The sequence below is a fragment of the Neobacillus niacini genome (genome assembly GCF_023715785.1).
GTDB lineage: Bacteria > Bacillota > Bacilli > Bacillales > Cytobacillaceae > Neobacillus > Neobacillus niacini_E.
Genome location: NZ_JAMBOX010000004.1, coordinates 15,498 through 32,517, shown reverse-complemented (window position 1 = coordinate 32,517; position 17,020 = coordinate 15,498). Strand labels below are relative to the sequence as shown.

Here is a 17,020-nt window from a genome sequence, read left to right as displayed (position 1 = left end):
AAATGATTAAAAAACTGTTAATTGCAAACAGAGGGGAAATTGCAGTGCGGATTATTCGTGCCTGCCGGGAAATGGGGATTGAGTCTGTTGCTGTCTATTCTGAAGCAGACCGTGAAGCCCTTCATGTTCAACTGGCCGATGAAGCTTACTGTATTGGTCCCACTTCATCAAAGGATAGCTATTTGAATGTCACCAATATTATTAGTGTCGCAAAACTGACCGGTTGTAACGCGATACATCCCGGCTATGGATTCCTCGCAGAAAATGCCGATTTTGCCGAGCTATGCCGTGAGTGTAACATAACCTTTGTCGGGCCAAGTCCTGAGGCAATAACCAAGATGGGTACAAAGGACATTGCCAGGGAAACAATGCGCGAGGCAGGCGTACCGATCGTTCCTGGTTCAACCGGGATTATCAATGATATTGATGAGGCACTTGAACTTGTAGAAAAAATTGAATATCCAGTCATCATAAAAGCAACAGCAGGCGGCGGCGGTAAAGGAATCCGCGTTGCCCGAGATGAACAGGAATTAGTAAAAGGGATTAATATTACCCAGCAGGAAGCATTGACCGCCTTTGGAAACCCAGGAGTTTATATTGAAAAATATATTGAGGATTTCCGCCATGTTGAAATTCAGGTCCTTGGTGACAATTACGGAAACACGATTCACCTAGGGGAGCGGGATTGCTCCATCCAACGCCGGCTTCAGAAATTGCTGGAAGAAACTCCTTCACCTGCCTTGGACGGAGAAATTCGTGCCGAAATGGGAAATGCCGCAGTAAAAGCTGCAAAAGCAGTTGATTATTCAGGGGCAGGAACGGTAGAATTTATATATGACTACCGCAATCGCAAGTTCTATTTCATGGAAATGAATACCAGGATTCAGGTCGAACATCCTGTAACCGAAATGGTTACCGGAGTTGATCTCATTAAGGAACAAATTCGTGTGGCAAACAATGAAAAATTAACATTGACCCAGGCTGATGTCACGTTTAACGGCTGGGCAATCGAGTGCCGCATCAATGCTGAAAATCCTGAAAAGAACTTTCTTCCTTCAGCCGGAAAAATTAAGATGTACCTGCCTCCCGGAGGACTTGGTGTACGTGTTGATTCAGCCGCTTATCCCGGCTATTCAATACCTCCATATTATGACTCGATGATTGCAAAGGTCATCACCTATGGAAGTACAAGGGATGAGGCGATTGCCCGTATGAAACGCGCTTTGGGCGAATTTGTTGTCGAGGGGATTCATACCACGATTCCGTTTCATTTAAAGCTGCTTGATCATGAAAAATTCGTTGAGGGCGGATTCAATACGAAATTCCTCGAGTTATATGATGTTATGAAATCAGTTTAGCCAAAAAAGAACTGGAGGTGTTTTTGATGAGTGAATTCAGTATTTTGGAAATGGATCAGGGAAGTAACAGTCTTGGCAAAATTGAAATTGCTCCTGAAGTAATTGAGGTGATTGCTGGGATAGCCGCATCTGAAGTGGAAGGTGTTTCCGGTATGCGCGGAAACTTCGCAGCTGGTGTTGTGGAGCGGCTTGGCAAAAAAAATCATGGTAAGGGTGTTAAAGTCGAATTAACTGAGTCCGGAATCAAAATTGATGTGTATTGTGTCATGAAGTTCGGCATTTCGATTCCAACGGTGGCCGGAAAGATTCAAGAAAATATCCGCCAAGCCTTATTGAATATGACCGCTTTGGAGGCGGAAGAAGTTAACATTCATATTGTCGGCGTTCAATTTGAAACGCCAAAACAGGAACCGGTAATCGAAGAAGAAGTATAAAAAAACCAAAGGACCCTCTCCTTTGGTTTTCTTTTTTACTGACGCTTGTATGCGAATCCTGCTTACTTATGCTATTATTTTTATGCGTATAGTTAAATACTATATTTATGTATGAAAATATTCATAAAATAGCTAATTTCTCTAAAGGAGTTAAAGGTATAATGAAAAGAAGAATAGCAAGGGAAAAGGCATTACAGGCACTTTTTCAAATTGATATCAGCAAAACAGAACCAGCAGAAGCCATTGAGCATGTATTGGAAGGCAAGGCAGGTGACGACTACCTTTCAAAGCTTGTCTTAGGAGTGACAGAGCAGCGGGAGGAAATTGACAAGCTGATTAGTGACAATCTTGAAAAATGGTCGATTGAACGATTAGCAGCGGTGGATCGCAACATTTTAAGGATTGCGGTTTACGAATTGAGGTTTTTTCAGCCGGAGATTCCGGAAAATGTAATTTTGGATGAAGCCATTGAAATTGCAAAAATATACGGAGATGACCAATCAAGCAAATTTATCAATGCAGTGCTTTCAAAGGTAAAACAAACGCTTATTCAAGAATAATTGATTGGGTCTTCTTAACTTAAGGGAGAGAAGAAAATGACTGCTGTTATTATTAATGGTAAAGACATTGCCGCGAAAAAAAAGCTTGAAATTGCCAAAGAGGTTGAAAAATTAAAAAGTCAGGGCGTAACGCCGGGATTGGCGGTAATTTTGGTCGGAAACAATCATGCCTCACGTACATATGTGACGAATAAACAAAAGACATGTCAGGAACTGGGTATGCATTCGCTGTTAATCGAAATGGCTGAAGAGGTGTCGGAGCAAGAGTTGCTCTCAAGGATTAATGAACTAAATGACGACCCGAAAATCCACGGGATTTTGGTTCAGCTCCCTCTTCCAAAACATATTGATGAAACAAAGGTCATTGAAGCCATTTCTCCTTTCAAGGATGTCGATGGGTTTCATCCAATTAATATCGGAAGGATGATGACAGGCCAAAATGCCTTCCTGCCCTGTACTCCCTATGGAATTATGGTGCTTCTTGAAGAGACGGGAATTTCTGTTGCCGGCAAGCATGCCGTTGTTGTCGGCAGAAGCAATATTGTCGGCAAGCCGGTAGGACAACTGCTCTTGAATCAACATGCAACGGTAACGTATTGCCACTCCAAAACAAAAGATTTAGTGAAACATACAAGCCAGGCAGATATCCTGATTGCTGCCGTCGGCATACCGAACTTTATTAAGGCCGAACATGTCAAAGAGGGCGCTGTTGTCATCGATGTCGGTATTAACCGCAATGAAGCCGGGAAGCTCTGCGGGGATGTTGCATTTGATGAAGTTAGCCAAAAATGCGGTTACATCACTCCTGTTCCTAAAGGTGTGGGTCCGATGACCATCACAATGCTAATGTACAATACCTTAAAATCTGCAGTTGAAAGCCTGAATCACTAATAAACAGATTGTCCTTATCCGATTATGATTGGTTTCTTCTTGGCTGACATAAGGAAGAACTGACTATATAATGGATAAGGACAGTTTTATTCTTAACAGTTTAAACAATGGGTTCCAAAAGGAGTAACATCTTTATGCAGGAGCAACGATATTTATCTGTGCATGCTTTAACAAAATACATAAAAAGAAAATTTGATGCCGACCCACATTTGCAGGATCTTCATGTCCGAGGGGAAATATCAAATTTTAAACAGCATTCGAGCGGCCATATGTATTTTACTTTAAAGGACGATAAGGCCCGAATTCTTGCGGTCATGTTCTCGAGTCATTCCCGGGCGATGAAGTTTGTTCCGGAAAATGGGATGAAGGTTATCGTTAGAGGTGATATCACCGTTTATGAATCGAGCGGACAATACCAACTCTATATTAAAGAAATGCAACCGGATGGTATCGGGGAACTGTTTCTGGCATTTGAACAATTAAAACAAAAGCTGGGAACGGAAGGATTATTTGCTGCCGAGACAAAAAAACCATTGCCGGCTTTTCCAAAAACAGTCGGAGTCATCACATCCCCTACTGGTGCAGCCATTAGGGATATCATTACAACAATCAAAAGACGGTATCCGATTGCCACAATTATTGTCTTTCCAGCTTTGGTTCAAGGCGAAAATGCCGCCCCTTCGATTGCTGGAGCTATTGATAAAGCCAATAGAATGAGCGAAATAGATGTATTGATTGTCGGCCGCGGCGGCGGCTCCATTGAGGAACTGTGGGCTTTTAATGAAGAACTGGTAGCCAGGGCGATTTATGCCTCAAGGATCCCGATTATTTCTGCAGTTGGGCATGAAACGGATTTTACCATTGCTGATTTTGTCGCTGATCTTCGGGCGCCAACACCAACTGGGGCCGCCGAATTGGCAGTTCCCCATATTGATGAACTGATGGACCGAGTGCTGCAGCGGCAAACAAGGCTCATTAGAGCAATGAAGGAAAAACTGCGCTTCGAAAGTGAACGGCTGGCCCGTATGGAAAGGTCGTACGCATTTCGATATCCAGAGCGGCTTTACGAACAGAAAATGGAACAGGTAGATAAACTGACAGAACTTCTTGTTCGCGGAACCACCCGAATGTTTTCGGAAAAATCGGAACAACATGAAGTGCTTTATAAACGTCTGCAGCGCAATCATCCTAGTGAAGCGTTAACTGAAGCAAAAAAGCAACTTGAACGGACACAAAAAGATATGAACAGGGCAATGCAACAAACCCTTGGAAAAAAACAAACAGATTTTGACCGGATCATTTCCACCTTGCAGGCTCTAAGTCCTTTGAAAATTATGGAACGTGGATACAGCGTAGCGTATACCAGCAATAACGGGTTAATTAAAAGTGTCAATCAAGTAAAGGTATCTGATCAGGTGCAGATTCAGCTGTCAGATGGAAGCCTTTTTTGTAAAGTGGAGAATATAAAGGAGAGCGAAAACAATGGCAAATGAGCAAACCATCTCGTTTGAAGCGGCAATGTCAAAGCTTGAGAAAATTGTTGATAAGCTTGAGGCGGGAGATGTCCCTCTTGAGGAAGCAATCACTTACTATAAGGAAGGCATGGAACTTTCAAAGCTTTGTCATGACAAGCTGAAAAATGTTGAGGAACAAATTACGAAAATCATAACGGAGGATGGACGTACAGATAATTTTTCCATTAACGAGGAGGAGTAATGTTGGAAACCAGGCAATTAGATCAATTCGCACATGAATATAAGCTTCTTTTGGATCATGAGCTTCGTACATTGGTTGAAACGCTAAATGCTCCTTCCATATTAAAAGATTCAATGGTCTATTCGCTTAAGGCCGGCGGCAAAAGAATCCGTCCGCTTTTGTTATTTGCAACCCTGGAAGCATTTGGAGAGGATCCGCGCAAGGGCTTATTTCCCGCTTGTGCGATTGAGATGATTCATACCTACTCACTGATTCATGACGACCTTCCAAGCATGGATAATGACGATCTTAGAAGAGGCAAGCCGACCAATCATAAGGTTTTCGGGGATGCTGTTGCCACGCTGGCAGGGGATGCTTTATTAACTTACAGCTTTGAAGTAATCGGAAAGCTTCCAAATGAATCGGTACCTCCAGAAACAAAAATAAAGCTTGTTGTCGAAATGGCTAAAGCAGCCGGAGCAGAAGGAATGGTTGGCGGTCAGGTGGCCGATATGGAAGGGGAAGACAAGTTTCTATCCCTTCAGGAGCTGGAATATATCCATACTCATAAAACCGGTAAACTATTGAGCTATAGTGTCTTGGCCGGGGCCATCATTGCAGGGGCAAATCAAAACCAAATGGAATCCCTGTCAGCTTTTGCCCACCATCTAGGTCTTGCCTTTCAAATTCAGGACGATATTCTGGATGTAACTGGCAGCCAGCAATTGATTGGAAAAAAAGTAGGAAGTGACACGGCCAACTTGAAGAGCACCTATCCGAAACTGTTAACATTGGAAGGGGCTAAAGCCGAATTAACCAAGCAAATCACTGCGGCAAAGGTAAATCTGCAGAAAACGGGATTAAATATAAACCTTCTGGTGGAGCTAGCCGAACTGGTGGCATCCCGGGATCATTAAGCATCCAGGCATTTGAGGCAGGAAATTAACTGTGTTATAATTGGTTTCAATGTAGAAACCGTTGTCAATGCCGTTATCACAGTTGTGTTAGCGGCTATTTTTTAAGAGCCCGGGTTTTTAAATCAAACCGTCTTTTAGATTAACTGCCTGGGACGAAGAAAAAGTATGAAAGTGAGTGGTCCGTAAATGGATCTATTAAACATAAAAGACCCGGCATTTTTAAAAAGTATGAGCAACAAAGAATTGGAGTCTTTAAGTCAGGACATACGCCAATTTTTAATTGAAAAGCTTTCTGTTACCGGCGGCCATATTGGCCCAAATCTTGGTGTGGTTGAACTGACAATCGCTTTACATAAATGCTTTGATAGCCCGCGTGACAAAATTATTTGGGATGTCGGACACCAATCCTATGTCCATAAGATTTTAACGGGAAGGGCCTGTGAATTTGATACATTAAGACAGTTTAAGGGACTTTGCGGCTTTCCTAAACGGGTTGAAAGCGAGCATGATGTCTGGGAGACCGGCCACAGCTCCACTTCTCTTTCCGCGGCGATGGGAATGGCGATTGCCCGGGATTTAAAAAAGGAAAAACACTTTGTTGTTCCTGTCATCGGCGACGGTGCTTTAACCGGGGGGATGGCTCTAGAAGCACTAAACCATATCGGGCATGAGAAAAAAGACATGATTGTTATTTTGAACGATAACGAAATGTCAATCGCCCCTAACGTTGGAGCCTTGCACAATATTCTTGGGCAATTACGGACCGCCGGCAAATATAATTGGGTCAAAGACGAGCTGGAAATGTTGTTGAAGAAAGTTCCTGCTGTCGGCGGGAAGCTGGCTGCCACTGCGGAACGGATTAAGGACAGCCTGAAATATTTATTAGTATCCGGGATGTTTTTTGAAGAATTGGGCTTTACGTATCTTGGCCCGATTGATGGCCATAACTATGATGATTTATTTGAGAACTTCACCTACGCGAAAAAAACGGAAGGTCCCGTGCTCATTCATGTCATCACCAAGAAAGGAAAAGGTTTCCAACCTGCCGAGACCGATAAGAAAGGAACATGGCATGGAACCGGACCGTACAAAATGGATACGGGGGATTTTGTTAAGCCAAATACGAAGCAGCCTCCAGCCTGGAGCAGCCTTGTAAGTGAAACAGTGCGCCGCCTTGCCCGGGAGGATGATCGGATTGTGGCGATCACGCCTGCCATGCCGGTAGGTTCAAAGCTTGAGGGCTTTGCAAGTGAATTTCCTGATCGAATGTTTGATGTCGGGATTGCCGAACAGCATGCTGCTACGGTTGCCGCAGGACTTGCCACACAGAATATGAAGCCATTTTTGGCGATATATTCCACTTTTTTGCAGCGAGCTTATGACCAGGTTGTGCATGATATTTGCCGGCAAAACCTGAATGTATTTATTGGAATTGACCGTGCCGGATTGGTCGGCGCTGACGGTGAAACCCATCAGGGCGTATTTGATATTGCCTTTCTAAGACATGTTCCGAATATTGTGCTGATGATGCCAAAGGATGAAAATGAAGGACAACATATGGTTTATACGGCCTTGAATTATGATGACGGCCCAATCGCCATGAGGTTCCCGCGCGGTAATGGAGTCGGTGTTCCAATGGATGAAAAGCTAAAAAGCATACCGATCGGGACCTGGGAGGTTTTAAAACAGGGGGACGATGCTGCGATTTTAACCTTTGGAACGACGATTCCGATGGCAATGAAAGCGGCAATGATTCTTGAAAAGCAAGGGATCTCTGTGAGAGTTGTCAATGCCCGGTTTATCAAGCCGATGGACGAAAAAATGCTTGCGGAACTGTTCGCGGACAATATGCCGATCCTTACAATTGAGGAAGCCATTTTACAAGGGGGCTTCGGCAGTGCCGTGCTTGAGTCCGCCCAGACGCTGGGGTATTGCCACGCCCAAATTGATCGCATGGGGATACCAGATCAATTCATCGAACACGGTGATGTTAATTCTCTTCTTGAAGAAATTGGCTTAACGACTGAAGAGGCAGTCAATAGAATCTCAATCCTCGCACGAAAAAAACAGCAAAGGGCATAACCAATGAATACAAAAGAACGTTTAGATGTTTTGCTAGTGGAACGGGGCTTATTTGAGACTAGGGAAAAAGCGAAACGCGCCGTCATGGCAGGCCTTGTTTATTCAAACCAAGAACGGATGGATAAACCTGGGGAAAAAGTCAAAACGGATATTCCATTGACCGTGAAGGGGAATGTTCTTCCCTATGTCAGCCGTGGCGGCTTAAAGCTTGAAAAAGCTTTAAAAGTCTTCGATGTCAGCATGGCAGAAAAGGTATTGCTGGATATTGGTTCCTCAACGGGGGGGTTTACTGATTGTGCCCTGCAAAATGGCGCTAAAATGTCCTACGCACTCGATGTCGGCTATAATCAGCTGGCATGGAAATTGCGCCAGGATCCTCGGGTTATTGTCATGGAGCGAACCAATTTCCGCTATGTCACTCCTGCTGATTTAGCCGGGGAAATGCCGAATTTTGCTACTATTGATGTTTCGTTTATATCTTTGACCTTAATACTGCCAGTGTTAAAAACACTGCTTGTCCCTGGAGGCGACGTCGTTGCCCTAATAAAACCTCAGTTTGAAGCCGGAAGAGAACAGGTTGGGAAGAAAGGCATTGTCCGTGACCAAAAGGTGCACCTTCAGGTAATAGATAAAATCATTGATTTTTCAGTTGGGGAGGGTTATGTCATCTCCAATTTATCCTATTCGCCAATTACCGGCGGCGATGGGAATATCGAATTCCTGCTCCATCTCAAGTGGGAAGGCGCGCGCGAAACGGGTATTAATCAACTTCCTATAAAGCCAGTAGAGATCGTTACAGAAGCGCATAAAGAATTTAATTCAAAGCAAGATTAGGGGTAGGCGTTTTTTGCCTACTCCTTTTAAATTTTTTTGTATACCGCTGTATTTTTATAAATAAAAAATGTACAAGTTTGCCAAAATGGGCTAACATATGATTAGGTGAAATATAGTCCAAAATGCGTAGGAGTGGAACCATGAACAAGGGTCAACGTCATATCAAAATAAGAGAGATCATTGCCAGCAATGATATTGAAACTCAGGACGAATTGGTCGATGAATTAAAAAATGCCGGATATAATGTAACCCAGGCCACCGTGTCTCGAGATATAAAAGAATTGCATCTAGTGAAAGTACCGTTAAGTGATGGGCGCTACAAATACAGTCTGCCTGCCGACCAGCGTTTTAACCCGCTGCAAAAACTAAAAAGGGCACTGGTCGATGCCTTCGTACGGATTGACTCCGCCGGTAATTTGCTCGTCATGAAGAGTCTTCCAGGAAATGCCATGGCGATAGGGGCTTTAATCGATAATTTGGATTGGGATGAAATAGTCGGAACGATTTGCGGAGATGATACGATTCTCATTATTTGTCGGACGCAGGAAGATACAGAAACCATCACAAACCGATTCCTAGAAATGCTCTAATCTGGGGGAATGTTTCATGTTAGCAGAATTATCCATTAAAAATTTCGCCATTATTGAAAAAATTTCTATCTCTTTTAATAAAGGCTTAACAGTATTAACTGGAGAAACGGGTGCAGGAAAATCCATAATCATTGATGCCGTTCATTTACTGACTGGTGCCCGGGGGTCAGCGGAATTTGTCCGTCACGGTGAAGAAAAGGCAGAACTGGAGGGTCTGTTTCAAATTGACGATACCGAGCATCCCGTTTGTAAAAAAGCATTGGAATTTGGCATTGATATGGAAGAAGGCACAATTATTTTGCGCCGTGATATTTCCAAGACGGGAAAAAGCATATGCCGGGTCAATGGTAAACTAGTCACCATTTCCACTCTTAGAGAAATTGGCGCCGCTCTTGTTGACATCCATGGACAGCATGAACATCAGGAATTGATGGATGAAACAAGGCATTTGCCGCTTCTCGACCAATTTGGGGCTGAGGAAATCTTCCCAGCGATTAATGAATATCAAGAAGTTTTTCGACGCTTCGAACAGACGAGGCAAAGACTGAAGGCCTTAAGTGAGAATGACCAGAAAATGGCTCATCGCTTGGATTTGATCATGTTTCAATTAAATGAAATTCAAAAAGCCAATCTAAAGCTCAATGAAGATGAGGAATTGTTGGAAGAGAAACGAAGGCTGGCGAATTTTGAAAAACTATATGAAGCCTTCCAGTTGAGCCATAATGCCTTAAATGGTGATCAAAAGGGTTTGGACTGGATTGGCATGGCGATGGGTCACCTCGAAGCTGCTGCTGCCCTGGACTCTGGCTATAAAGAAATGTTTGAAAATGTTTCAAACAGCTTCTATCAGTTGGAAGACGCCGCTCGGTCATTAAGGAATGAACTTGACCTGTTGGAATTTGATCCAGAACGGTTACATGAAATTGAAGACCGATTGAATGAAATCAATCAGTTGAAACGAAAATATGGAAAGACGATACAGGAAATTCTCGAATATGCCGCGAAAATTGAAGAAGAAATCGAAACACTGCAAAATAAGGAAACACGGATTGATGAACTGCAGAAAGAATTAGCTTCTGTAAAGAAGGACTTAAGCCTTGAGGCTAAGTTTTTAACTGAGCTTCGACAAAAGTGGGCAAAAAAACTGACAGGGTTAATCCATAAAGAATTAAAAGAACTGTACATGGAAAAAACAATCTTTGAAATCCGTTTTGAAACGGAAACCGACCACTTTTCCAAAACCGGTGCAGATCATGCGGAGTTTTTTATTTCAACCAATCCCGGGGAACCGTTAAAGCCATTATCCAAGGTGGCATCGGGCGGGGAATTGTCACGAATTATGCTTGGTCTCAAAAGTATTTTTTCGAAGCATCAGGGCGTTACCTCGATTATTTTCGATGAAGTGGATACTGGTGTTAGCGGCCGGGTGGCCCAGGCAATAGCTGAGAAGATTTATAAAGTGGCCATCAATTCCCAAGTTTTATGCATTTCTCATTTACCGCAGGTAGCTGCGATGGCAGATACTCATTTGTTCATTTCCAAGGTTGTTAAGGGGGGCAGGACAACGACTTCTGTCAAGCCATTAAATGAGCAAGAAAAGATTAAAGAGGTTGGCCGGATGATTTCGGGTGCCGAAATAACCGATTTAACCAAACAACATGCAGAGGAATTACTGCAAATAGCTGTAAAAAATAAAAAAAATTGAAATGCTATCCATCTTGGGTAGCTTTTTTATATTGAACAAAGTTATAAATGATTGTCAAGGAGGCAAAATTAAAGATGTAGCCATTTTCAACTGCAGAAAAAGAAGCGAGGAGAGTGAAAAGTTTGAAATTAGAAATATTAAGAAAAACTATTGGTGGAATTCTCCTTGTTTCATTAATAAGCCTAATTTTTTTTCAGCCAATGCGTGAGTTTTTAAGCATTCCCAAAAGCATTACCGTATTTGAAGGACAGGATTATACCTTTAAAAAGGCTGCACCGGTTACAGCCTCTTTAGTTTCTCACAATTTGAATACCCTTGACCAGGAAAAACATTCTGTTTCTTTTCAGGCAGCGGAACAGGGCAAAGATGAAATGATTCTGGAATTTGCCGGCATTCCGGTTAAGAAAGTCGATGTAAATGTCTTAAAGGATTTTCGTGTCATTCCTGGGGGACAATCAATCGGCGTAAAATTGAATACAGTCGGTGTTTTAGTTGTAGGCCACCACTTGGTGAACACCGCTGATGGAAAAAAATCTCCGGGTGAAATCGCAGGAATTAAGGTCGGAGATATTATTACCGAAATCAATGGAAATAAAATAGAAAAAATGACAGATGTCGCACCATATGTCCAGGCAGCAGGGCAAGAAGAAAAACCATTAGATATGGTCATCAGCCGGGAGTCCGGCAAATTTACAACAAAACTAACTCCGTTAAAAGACAAAGGGGAAAACACCTATAAACTTGGCTTATATATTAGGGATTCCGCAGCAGGAATCGGGACGATGACATTCATTCACCCGCAAACGAAAAAATACGGTGCACTTGGCCATGTCATTTCCGACATGGATACAAAACAGCCGATTGTGGTCGAAGATGGACAAATTGTCCGCTCAACCGTCACTTCCATTGAAAAAGGCAGCAACGGCGATCCAGGAGAAAAACTCGCCCGATTTTCATCAGATCGTGAAGTGGTCGGAAATATTAAGAAGAACAGCCCATTTGGGATATTCGGCGAATTAAATAAGGATTTAAAGAATGGCGTCTTGGATAAGCCGCTTCCGATTGCCTTGTCACATCAGGTAAAAGAGGGGCCAGCCAAGATCTTGACAGTAGTAAATGATGACAAGGTCGAAGAATTTAATGTTGAAATTGTCAGTACAATTCCGCAAAAGTTTCCGGCTACCAAAGGGATGGTTATTAAAGTAACCGATCCTAAGCTTTTGGAAAAGACAGGGGGAATTGTTCAAGGAATGAGCGGCAGCCCAATAATCCAAAATGGCAAGCTCATCGGAGCAGTCACCCATGTTTTTGTCAATGATCCGACCTCTGGTTATGGAGTTCACATTGAATGGATGCTAAATGAAGCCGGAATTAACATATATGAAATGCCTAAGAATAAGGCAAGTTAATCAGGAAGCAAAATAGGGATAATTGCCTATTTTGCTTCTTTTTTCATCAGTATTTTTCGACAAAACGCAGTATAAAAATGGAAAAAGGGCGATTTTCGTCGAATGTGTAAGAAAAATGAAGAAAAGATAAGATTTTATCACTAATTTAAGAAATATTAAAAAAAACAGAGGAATTTTTATTGCATTGTCGAATTTCTAATTTAGAATAGAGTTAGACGAATATGCTTGGAACTAAAATAGAGAAATTGAACTGAGTTGAGGAGGAACCGAGTTGAAAAAGATTAAAGTTTGTGTCGTGGATGACAATAGAGAACTTGTAGGTTTATTGGAGGATTATATTTCATCCCAAGATGATATGGAAGTGGCTGGAGTAGCTCATAACGGCCAAGAATGTTTGGAAATGTTAAGCACGGTTGAACCAGATGTACTGGTCCTTGATATTATTATGCCGCACTTGGACGGTCTGGCAGTTCTTGAGAGACTTCGTGAACTAAAAAAAGGTGTGCTCCCTAACGTTATTATGCTGACTGCATTCGGCCAGGAAGACGTGACAAAAAAGGCAGTTGAATTGGGGGCATCTTACTTTATCCTGAAGCCATTTGATATGGATAACCTTGGCAGCCACATTCGCCAGGTAAGCGGCTCAAGAAGCGCATTCGCAGGCCGAAAGGCACCGGTTGCCAGCTATCGCTCTCAGTCTGAAGCAAAGCCGAAGAACCTAGATGCAAGCATTACGAGCATCATTCATGAGATTGGCGTTCCGGCACACATCAAAGGCTACTTATATTTGCGAGAAGCCATCTCCATGGTATTCAATGACATTGAATTATTGGGTTCGATTACAAAAGTTTTATATCCCGATATTGCCAAAAAATACAACACGACCGCCAGTAGGGTGGAACGTGCCATCCGCCATGCGATTGAAGTGGCCTGGAGCCGCGGGAATATCGATTCAATCTCTTCTTTGTTCGGCTATACCGTAAGCATGTCAAAAGCGAAGCCAACCAATTCTGAGTTTATTGCGATGGTCGCAGATAAACTGCGTTTGGAGCATAAAGCTTCTTGAAAGGACCAGTAAAAAAAAGCCTCTTTTGCGAGGCTTTTTTTACTTAGTTTTTTCATTTTCAAGTTCCATCAGTTTATGGATTAGAATATGCTGTGGCATGTGCATAATCTGTTCTAGTGGGACCTTTAATTTCTTCGAAAGCATTACTGCTGTTTCAGGTGATATAGGCAATGGTTTCAACTTTTTTACCCCCAATTTTTAATAAGGATGTGACTACATGACACAAATTTTTGCTCACCGCGGCTACTCCGCTGCTTATGCAGAGAATACAATGAGTGCGTTTTTGGCTGCTGAAAAAGCAGGTGCAGACGGGTTGGAGCTCGATGTTCAATTAACAAGGGACGGGGAGGCAGTGGTCATTCATGACGAGAAATTAGACCGGACCACGTCGGGGTCAGGTTTTGTGAAAGACCATTCTTATAAAGAAATTCGTTTATTCAATGCCAATAAAAAAAGCACAAAGAAGGAACCGATCCCTTCGTTGACAGAAGTGCTGGAATGGCTGAAAACAACCAAATTGATTTGTAATATTGAATTAAAAAATGGCATTTTTCCTTATGAAGGCATGGAGGAAAAAGTAATCGGTCTCGTCCAAAAGTATGACTTAAGTGATCGGATCATCATCTCTTCGTTTAATCATTATAGCATTGTGAATTGTGTTCGGATGGCTCCAGAAATTGAAACGGCTCCGCTGTTCCTGGAGAGCATTTATATGCCGTGGATTTATTCGCAATCGATTCGAGCAAAAGGGATTCATCCAAAGCATTCCACGATAACAGACGATCTTATCACGGCAACGATGGAAAATGGGATTGCCGTCCGCCCTTATACGGTCAATCGCGAGGTGGATATGCGGCGGCTGTTCAAAATAAATTGCAGCGCTTTCATAACCGATGACCCGGCCAAAGCTGTGAAAATTAAAAAAAAGTATGAAAAGAGACCATAATTATGGCCTCTTTTTTTAATGGAAACGAAATTTATTTCTTAAATCTCGTTTGAACTTTATTTCTTTTTCGGTCACGGTGCAGAATAAATCCGGCGACAAATCCGAGTCCGCCTAGAAACAAAATCAATCCAACAAGAAATTGCAGCCAATACCATGGAAAGGGGGCAATCAAGATCCCGAAGGTCATGTCCCGCATCAGTTTAATCCCCCATCCGGCCAAGAAACCGGGAATTACTAAAATAATAAGTGCAATAATCCGTTTCATAGAAAGTCCTTCCACAAAATAATAAGGCACAGTGCAAAAACAATAAGCCTTCAAAAAAATAATAGTACATAGAAGAAATTTGTCAAGATGAGCACTTATAGATAAAATAGATATTGAAAAAAGTTGCATTATTTTTTTGAGAACCTTGAAAAATTCTTCCTGCGTAAAGGTGAAAAAATGGGAAAAAACATGCAAAACGTAATGATTGTAGGTGCTGGTAAAGGCGGAACGGCGTTATTAAAGATTCTAAAGGAATCAGAAGTCCTGAATGTGTATGCCGTAATTGACCGACATGAGGATGCCCCTGGAATTTTAATGGCAAAAAGAGAAGGAATCAAAACGGGAACAGATTGGAACATGTTTTTATCGGACCAAATCGATATTGTAATCGAGCTAACGGGAAGCGAAAGAGTATTTCAAGAGATAAGAAGCAAGAAACATAAGAAAACAATCCTAATCCCCGGCAGTGTGGCCTTTCTTGTCTCGAAATTAATGGAGGAAAAAGAAGAACTACTTCAAAAGCATCAATATGAATCCTATCTTCAGGAACTGATTTTTAACGCTACCAATGACGGGATGGTGGTCATCAACCGGCAGGGCGATGTTATCTTATTTAACCGCCGGGCCGAGGAAATGATGGACCTGAAAAAAGAGCGGGCGATAGGAAAATATATTGCCGAGGTCATTCCGCACACGAGGCTTCCAATTATTCTGGAAACACGCAGAATCGAAACAAACCAGGAAATGGTCTTGGGCAATGGCCGTAAAATCATTACCACCAGGATCCCAATCATAGAGGAAAACGGAACACTGATCGGGGCGCTGGCCGTGTTTAAGGATATTACAGAGGTCGTTAACCTTGCCGAAGAAATAACCAACTTGAAAGAAATACAAACAATGTTGCAGGCCATCATCGATTCTAGTGATGACGCGATTTCAGTTGTTGATGAGTCGGGCCGCGGGATCATGATCAACCCTGCATATACACGGATTACCGGTCTGTCGCAAGCGGAAGTCATTGGCCAGCCTGCCACAACAGATATTTCTGAAGGCGAAAGCATGCACATGAAAGTCCTGCAAACGAGAAGGGCTGTGCGGGGGGCACATATGCGAGTGGGCCCCAATAAACGGGAGGTCATCGTTAATGTTGCCCCGATTATCGTAAGCGGAAAACTAAAAGGCAGTGTCGGGGTTATTCACGACATGTCAGAAATGAAATCACTCAGCAGGGAATTGAACCAGGCACGGCAATTGATTCGCAAGCTAGAAGCAAAATATACATTTGAAGATATCATCGGCAAATCGGATGAAATGATGCTGGCGATTGAACAAGCGAAGCTTGGAGCAAAAACGCCTGCAACTGTCCTGCTTCGCGGGGAATCGGGAACGGGGAAGGAATTATTTGCCCACGCCATCCATAATGCCAGTGACCGGAAATATAACAAATTTATCCGCGTGAATTGCGCGGCCATTTCCGAATCATTGCTTGAAAGTGAGTTGTTCGGCTATGAAGCGGGGGCTTTTTCCGGAGCGTTAAGGGGGGGGAAGACGGGTCTTTTTGAGGAAGCGAATAATGGCAGCATTTTTCTTGATGAAATCGGGGAACTGTCAGCCAATACACAAGCCAAGCTGCTTCGCGTCCTTCAGGAAAGTGAAATTCTTCGTGTCGGCGGGACCAAACCGATAGCCATTAATGTAAGAATAATAGCCGCCACCAATGTCAATTTGGAAAAGGGGATTGCTAAAGGAACCTTTAGGGAAGACTTATATTACCGTTTAAACCGGATGCCAATACATATACCGCCATTAAGGAAACGCAAGGAAGAAATTCCTGCTTTATGTGAGCGGCTGATTTTAAAAATAAACCGTGATTATGGGCGAAATGTCGAAGGAATCACATCTGCGGCGATAACCAAATTTATGGAGTATGATTGGCCGGGTAACGTCAGGGAACTGGAGAATATTCTCGGCAGAGCGATCATTTTTATGAATTATTACGAAACATTCATTGATGTCCGGCACTTGCCCGAATTGAAAAATCGACTAACGGAAAGCGAAGTTTTCGACATGAGGGGCCACAATCCAATTACCTCTGGCCGCACTTTAACGAAATTAATGGAAGAATACGAAGCGGGGATCATTCAACAGACTCTTAGCAGGTTTAAGGGAAACAAGACGCTGACAGCAAAAACACTTGGCTTGTCTGTAAGGAATTTATATTATAAGCTCGAAAAATACAAATTTGAAAACAATAGCATGCAATAAATT

General features: G+C 42.7%; 17 protein-coding genes. 15 read left to right on the top strand and 2 right to left on the bottom strand.

Annotated features, from left to right (window positions below; all coding sequences use genetic code 11):
- Positions 1-2: 2 nt before the first annotated feature.
- From accC to spo0A, 13 genes are all read left to right on the top strand, one after another.
- Positions 3-1,358 carry an acetyl-CoA carboxylase biotin carboxylase subunit gene (gene accC / locus M3234_RS09670; protein ID WP_262304537.1) on the top strand — a complete coding sequence of 452 codons (1,356 nt, stop codon included), beginning with the start codon at positions 3-5 and terminating at the stop codon, positions 1,356-1,358.
- 26 nt (positions 1,359-1,384) lie between these two features.
- On the top strand, positions 1,385-1,792 hold the full coding sequence (locus tag M3234_RS09665; RefSeq protein WP_262304536.1) for an Asp23/Gls24 family envelope stress response protein: 408 nt from the start codon (positions 1,385-1,387) through the stop codon (positions 1,790-1,792).
- A gap of 161 nt (positions 1,793-1,953) precedes the next feature.
- Positions 1,954-2,352 (top strand): transcription antitermination factor NusB, encoded by a 399-nt coding sequence (nusB, locus tag M3234_RS09660; RefSeq protein WP_262304535.1) that lies wholly within the window; start codon positions 1,954-1,956, stop codon positions 2,350-2,352.
- A 36-nt stretch (positions 2,353-2,388) separates the two neighbouring features.
- Positions 2,389-3,243, top strand: coding sequence for a bifunctional methylenetetrahydrofolate dehydrogenase/methenyltetrahydrofolate cyclohydrolase FolD (gene folD, locus M3234_RS09655; RefSeq protein ID WP_262304534.1), 855 nt, complete (start codon positions 2,389-2,391; stop codon positions 3,241-3,243).
- A gap of 134 nt (positions 3,244-3,377) precedes the next feature.
- Entirely contained in the window at positions 3,378-4,736 is a 1,359-nt protein-coding gene (xseA, locus tag M3234_RS09650; protein WP_262304533.1) for an exodeoxyribonuclease VII large subunit, read from the top strand.
- On the top strand, positions 4,726-4,959 hold the full coding sequence (locus M3234_RS09645) for an exodeoxyribonuclease VII small subunit (RefSeq protein ID WP_262304532.1): 234 nt from the start codon (positions 4,726-4,728) through the stop codon (positions 4,957-4,959). Before xseA ends, M3234_RS09645 begins: the two co-directional genes overlap by 11 nt.
- Entirely contained in the window at positions 4,959-5,855 is an 897-nt protein-coding gene (locus tag M3234_RS09640) for a polyprenyl synthetase family protein (RefSeq protein ID WP_262304531.1), read from the top strand. The genes M3234_RS09645 and M3234_RS09640 overlap by 1 nt, the downstream gene beginning before the upstream one ends.
- A 186-nt stretch (positions 5,856-6,041) precedes the next feature.
- Positions 6,042-7,937 (top strand): 1-deoxy-D-xylulose-5-phosphate synthase, encoded by a 1,896-nt coding sequence (gene dxs / locus M3234_RS09635; protein WP_262304530.1) that lies wholly within the window; start codon positions 6,042-6,044, stop codon positions 7,935-7,937.
- 3 nt (positions 7,938-7,940) lie between these two features.
- Positions 7,941-8,771 (top strand): TlyA family RNA methyltransferase, encoded by an 831-nt coding sequence (locus tag M3234_RS09630; RefSeq protein ID WP_262304529.1) that lies wholly within the window; start codon positions 7,941-7,943, stop codon positions 8,769-8,771.
- A 140-nt stretch (positions 8,772-8,911) separates the two neighbouring features.
- On the top strand, positions 8,912-9,361 hold the full coding sequence (gene ahrC / locus M3234_RS09625; protein ID WP_066312460.1) for a transcriptional regulator AhrC/ArgR: 450 nt from the start codon (positions 8,912-8,914) through the stop codon (positions 9,359-9,361).
- 16 nt (positions 9,362-9,377) lie between these two features.
- Positions 9,378-11,066 (top strand): DNA repair protein RecN, encoded by a 1,689-nt coding sequence (gene recN, locus M3234_RS09620; protein ID WP_262304528.1) that lies wholly within the window; start codon positions 9,378-9,380, stop codon positions 11,064-11,066.
- 122 nt (positions 11,067-11,188) lie between these two features.
- Complete coding sequence (spoIVB, locus tag M3234_RS09615) at positions 11,189-12,475, top strand: SpoIVB peptidase (RefSeq protein WP_262304527.1); 1,287 nt, start codon at positions 11,189-11,191, stop codon at positions 12,473-12,475.
- Between the two features lie 271 nt (positions 12,476-12,746).
- Positions 12,747-13,541 carry a sporulation transcription factor Spo0A gene (gene spo0A, locus M3234_RS09610; protein WP_262304526.1) on the top strand — a complete coding sequence of 265 codons (795 nt, stop codon included), beginning with the start codon at positions 12,747-12,749 and terminating at the stop codon, positions 13,539-13,541.
- Between the two features lie 39 nt (positions 13,542-13,580).
- Here the strand turns inward: spo0A and M3234_RS09605 are convergent, their stop codons facing one another.
- Positions 13,581-13,721 (bottom strand): YycC family protein, encoded by a 141-nt coding sequence (locus tag M3234_RS09605; RefSeq protein ID WP_262304525.1) that lies wholly within the window; start codon positions 13,719-13,721, stop codon positions 13,581-13,583.
- Positions 13,722-13,758: 37 nt separating this feature from the next.
- Between M3234_RS09605 and M3234_RS09600 the strand changes: the two genes are divergently transcribed.
- Positions 13,759-14,487, top strand: coding sequence for a glycerophosphodiester phosphodiesterase (locus M3234_RS09600; RefSeq protein WP_262304524.1), 729 nt, complete (start codon positions 13,759-13,761; stop codon positions 14,485-14,487).
- A gap of 31 nt (positions 14,488-14,518) precedes the next feature.
- Here the strand turns inward: M3234_RS09600 and M3234_RS09595 are convergent, their stop codons facing one another.
- Positions 14,519-14,752 carry a DUF2627 domain-containing protein gene (locus M3234_RS09595; RefSeq protein WP_262304523.1) on the bottom strand — a complete coding sequence of 78 codons (234 nt, stop codon included), beginning with the start codon at positions 14,750-14,752 and terminating at the stop codon, positions 14,519-14,521.
- Between the two features lie 189 nt (positions 14,753-14,941).
- Between M3234_RS09595 and M3234_RS09590 the strand changes: the two genes are divergently transcribed.
- A complete protein-coding gene (locus M3234_RS09590; RefSeq protein ID WP_262304766.1) occupies positions 14,942-17,017 on the top strand; it encodes a sigma 54-interacting transcriptional regulator in 2,076 nt (691 codons plus the stop codon).
- The last annotated feature ends 3 nt before the right edge of the window (positions 17,018-17,020 follow it).

Excerpts from the sequence above, each read along its gene's own strand:
- accC (WP_262304537.1), top strand. The coding sequence starts at position 3 with ATGATTAAAAAACTGTTAATTGCAAACAGAGGGGAAATTGCAGTGCGG.
- M3234_RS09665 (WP_262304536.1), top strand. The coding sequence starts at position 1,385 with ATGAGTGAATTCAGTATTTTGGAAATGGATCAGGGAAGTAACAGTCTT.
- nusB (WP_262304535.1), top strand. The coding sequence starts at position 1,954 with ATGAAAAGAAGAATAGCAAGGGAAAAGGCATTACAGGCACTTTTTCAA.
- folD (WP_262304534.1), top strand. The coding sequence starts at position 2,389 with ATGACTGCTGTTATTATTAATGGTAAAGACATTGCCGCGAAAAAAAAG.
- xseA (WP_262304533.1), top strand. The coding sequence starts at position 3,378 with ATGCAGGAGCAACGATATTTATCTGTGCATGCTTTAACAAAATACATA.
- M3234_RS09645 (WP_262304532.1), top strand. The coding sequence starts at position 4,726 with ATGGCAAATGAGCAAACCATCTCGTTTGAAGCGGCAATGTCAAAGCTT.
- M3234_RS09640 (WP_262304531.1), top strand. The coding sequence starts at position 4,959 with ATGTTGGAAACCAGGCAATTAGATCAATTCGCACATGAATATAAGCTT.
- dxs (WP_262304530.1), top strand. The coding sequence starts at position 6,042 with ATGGATCTATTAAACATAAAAGACCCGGCATTTTTAAAAAGTATGAGC.
- M3234_RS09630 (WP_262304529.1), top strand. The coding sequence starts at position 7,941 with ATGAATACAAAAGAACGTTTAGATGTTTTGCTAGTGGAACGGGGCTTA.
- ahrC (WP_066312460.1), top strand. The coding sequence starts at position 8,912 with ATGAACAAGGGTCAACGTCATATCAAAATAAGAGAGATCATTGCCAGC.
- recN (WP_262304528.1), top strand. The coding sequence starts at position 9,378 with ATGTTAGCAGAATTATCCATTAAAAATTTCGCCATTATTGAAAAAATT.
- M3234_RS09600 (WP_262304524.1), top strand. The coding sequence starts at position 13,759 with ATGACACAAATTTTTGCTCACCGCGGCTACTCCGCTGCTTATGCAGAG.
- M3234_RS09595 (WP_262304523.1), bottom strand. The coding sequence starts at position 14,752 with ATGAAACGGATTATTGCACTTATTATTTTAGTAATTCCCGGTTTCTTG.
- M3234_RS09590 (WP_262304766.1), top strand. The coding sequence starts at position 14,942 with ATGCAAAACGTAATGATTGTAGGTGCTGGTAAAGGCGGAACGGCGTTA.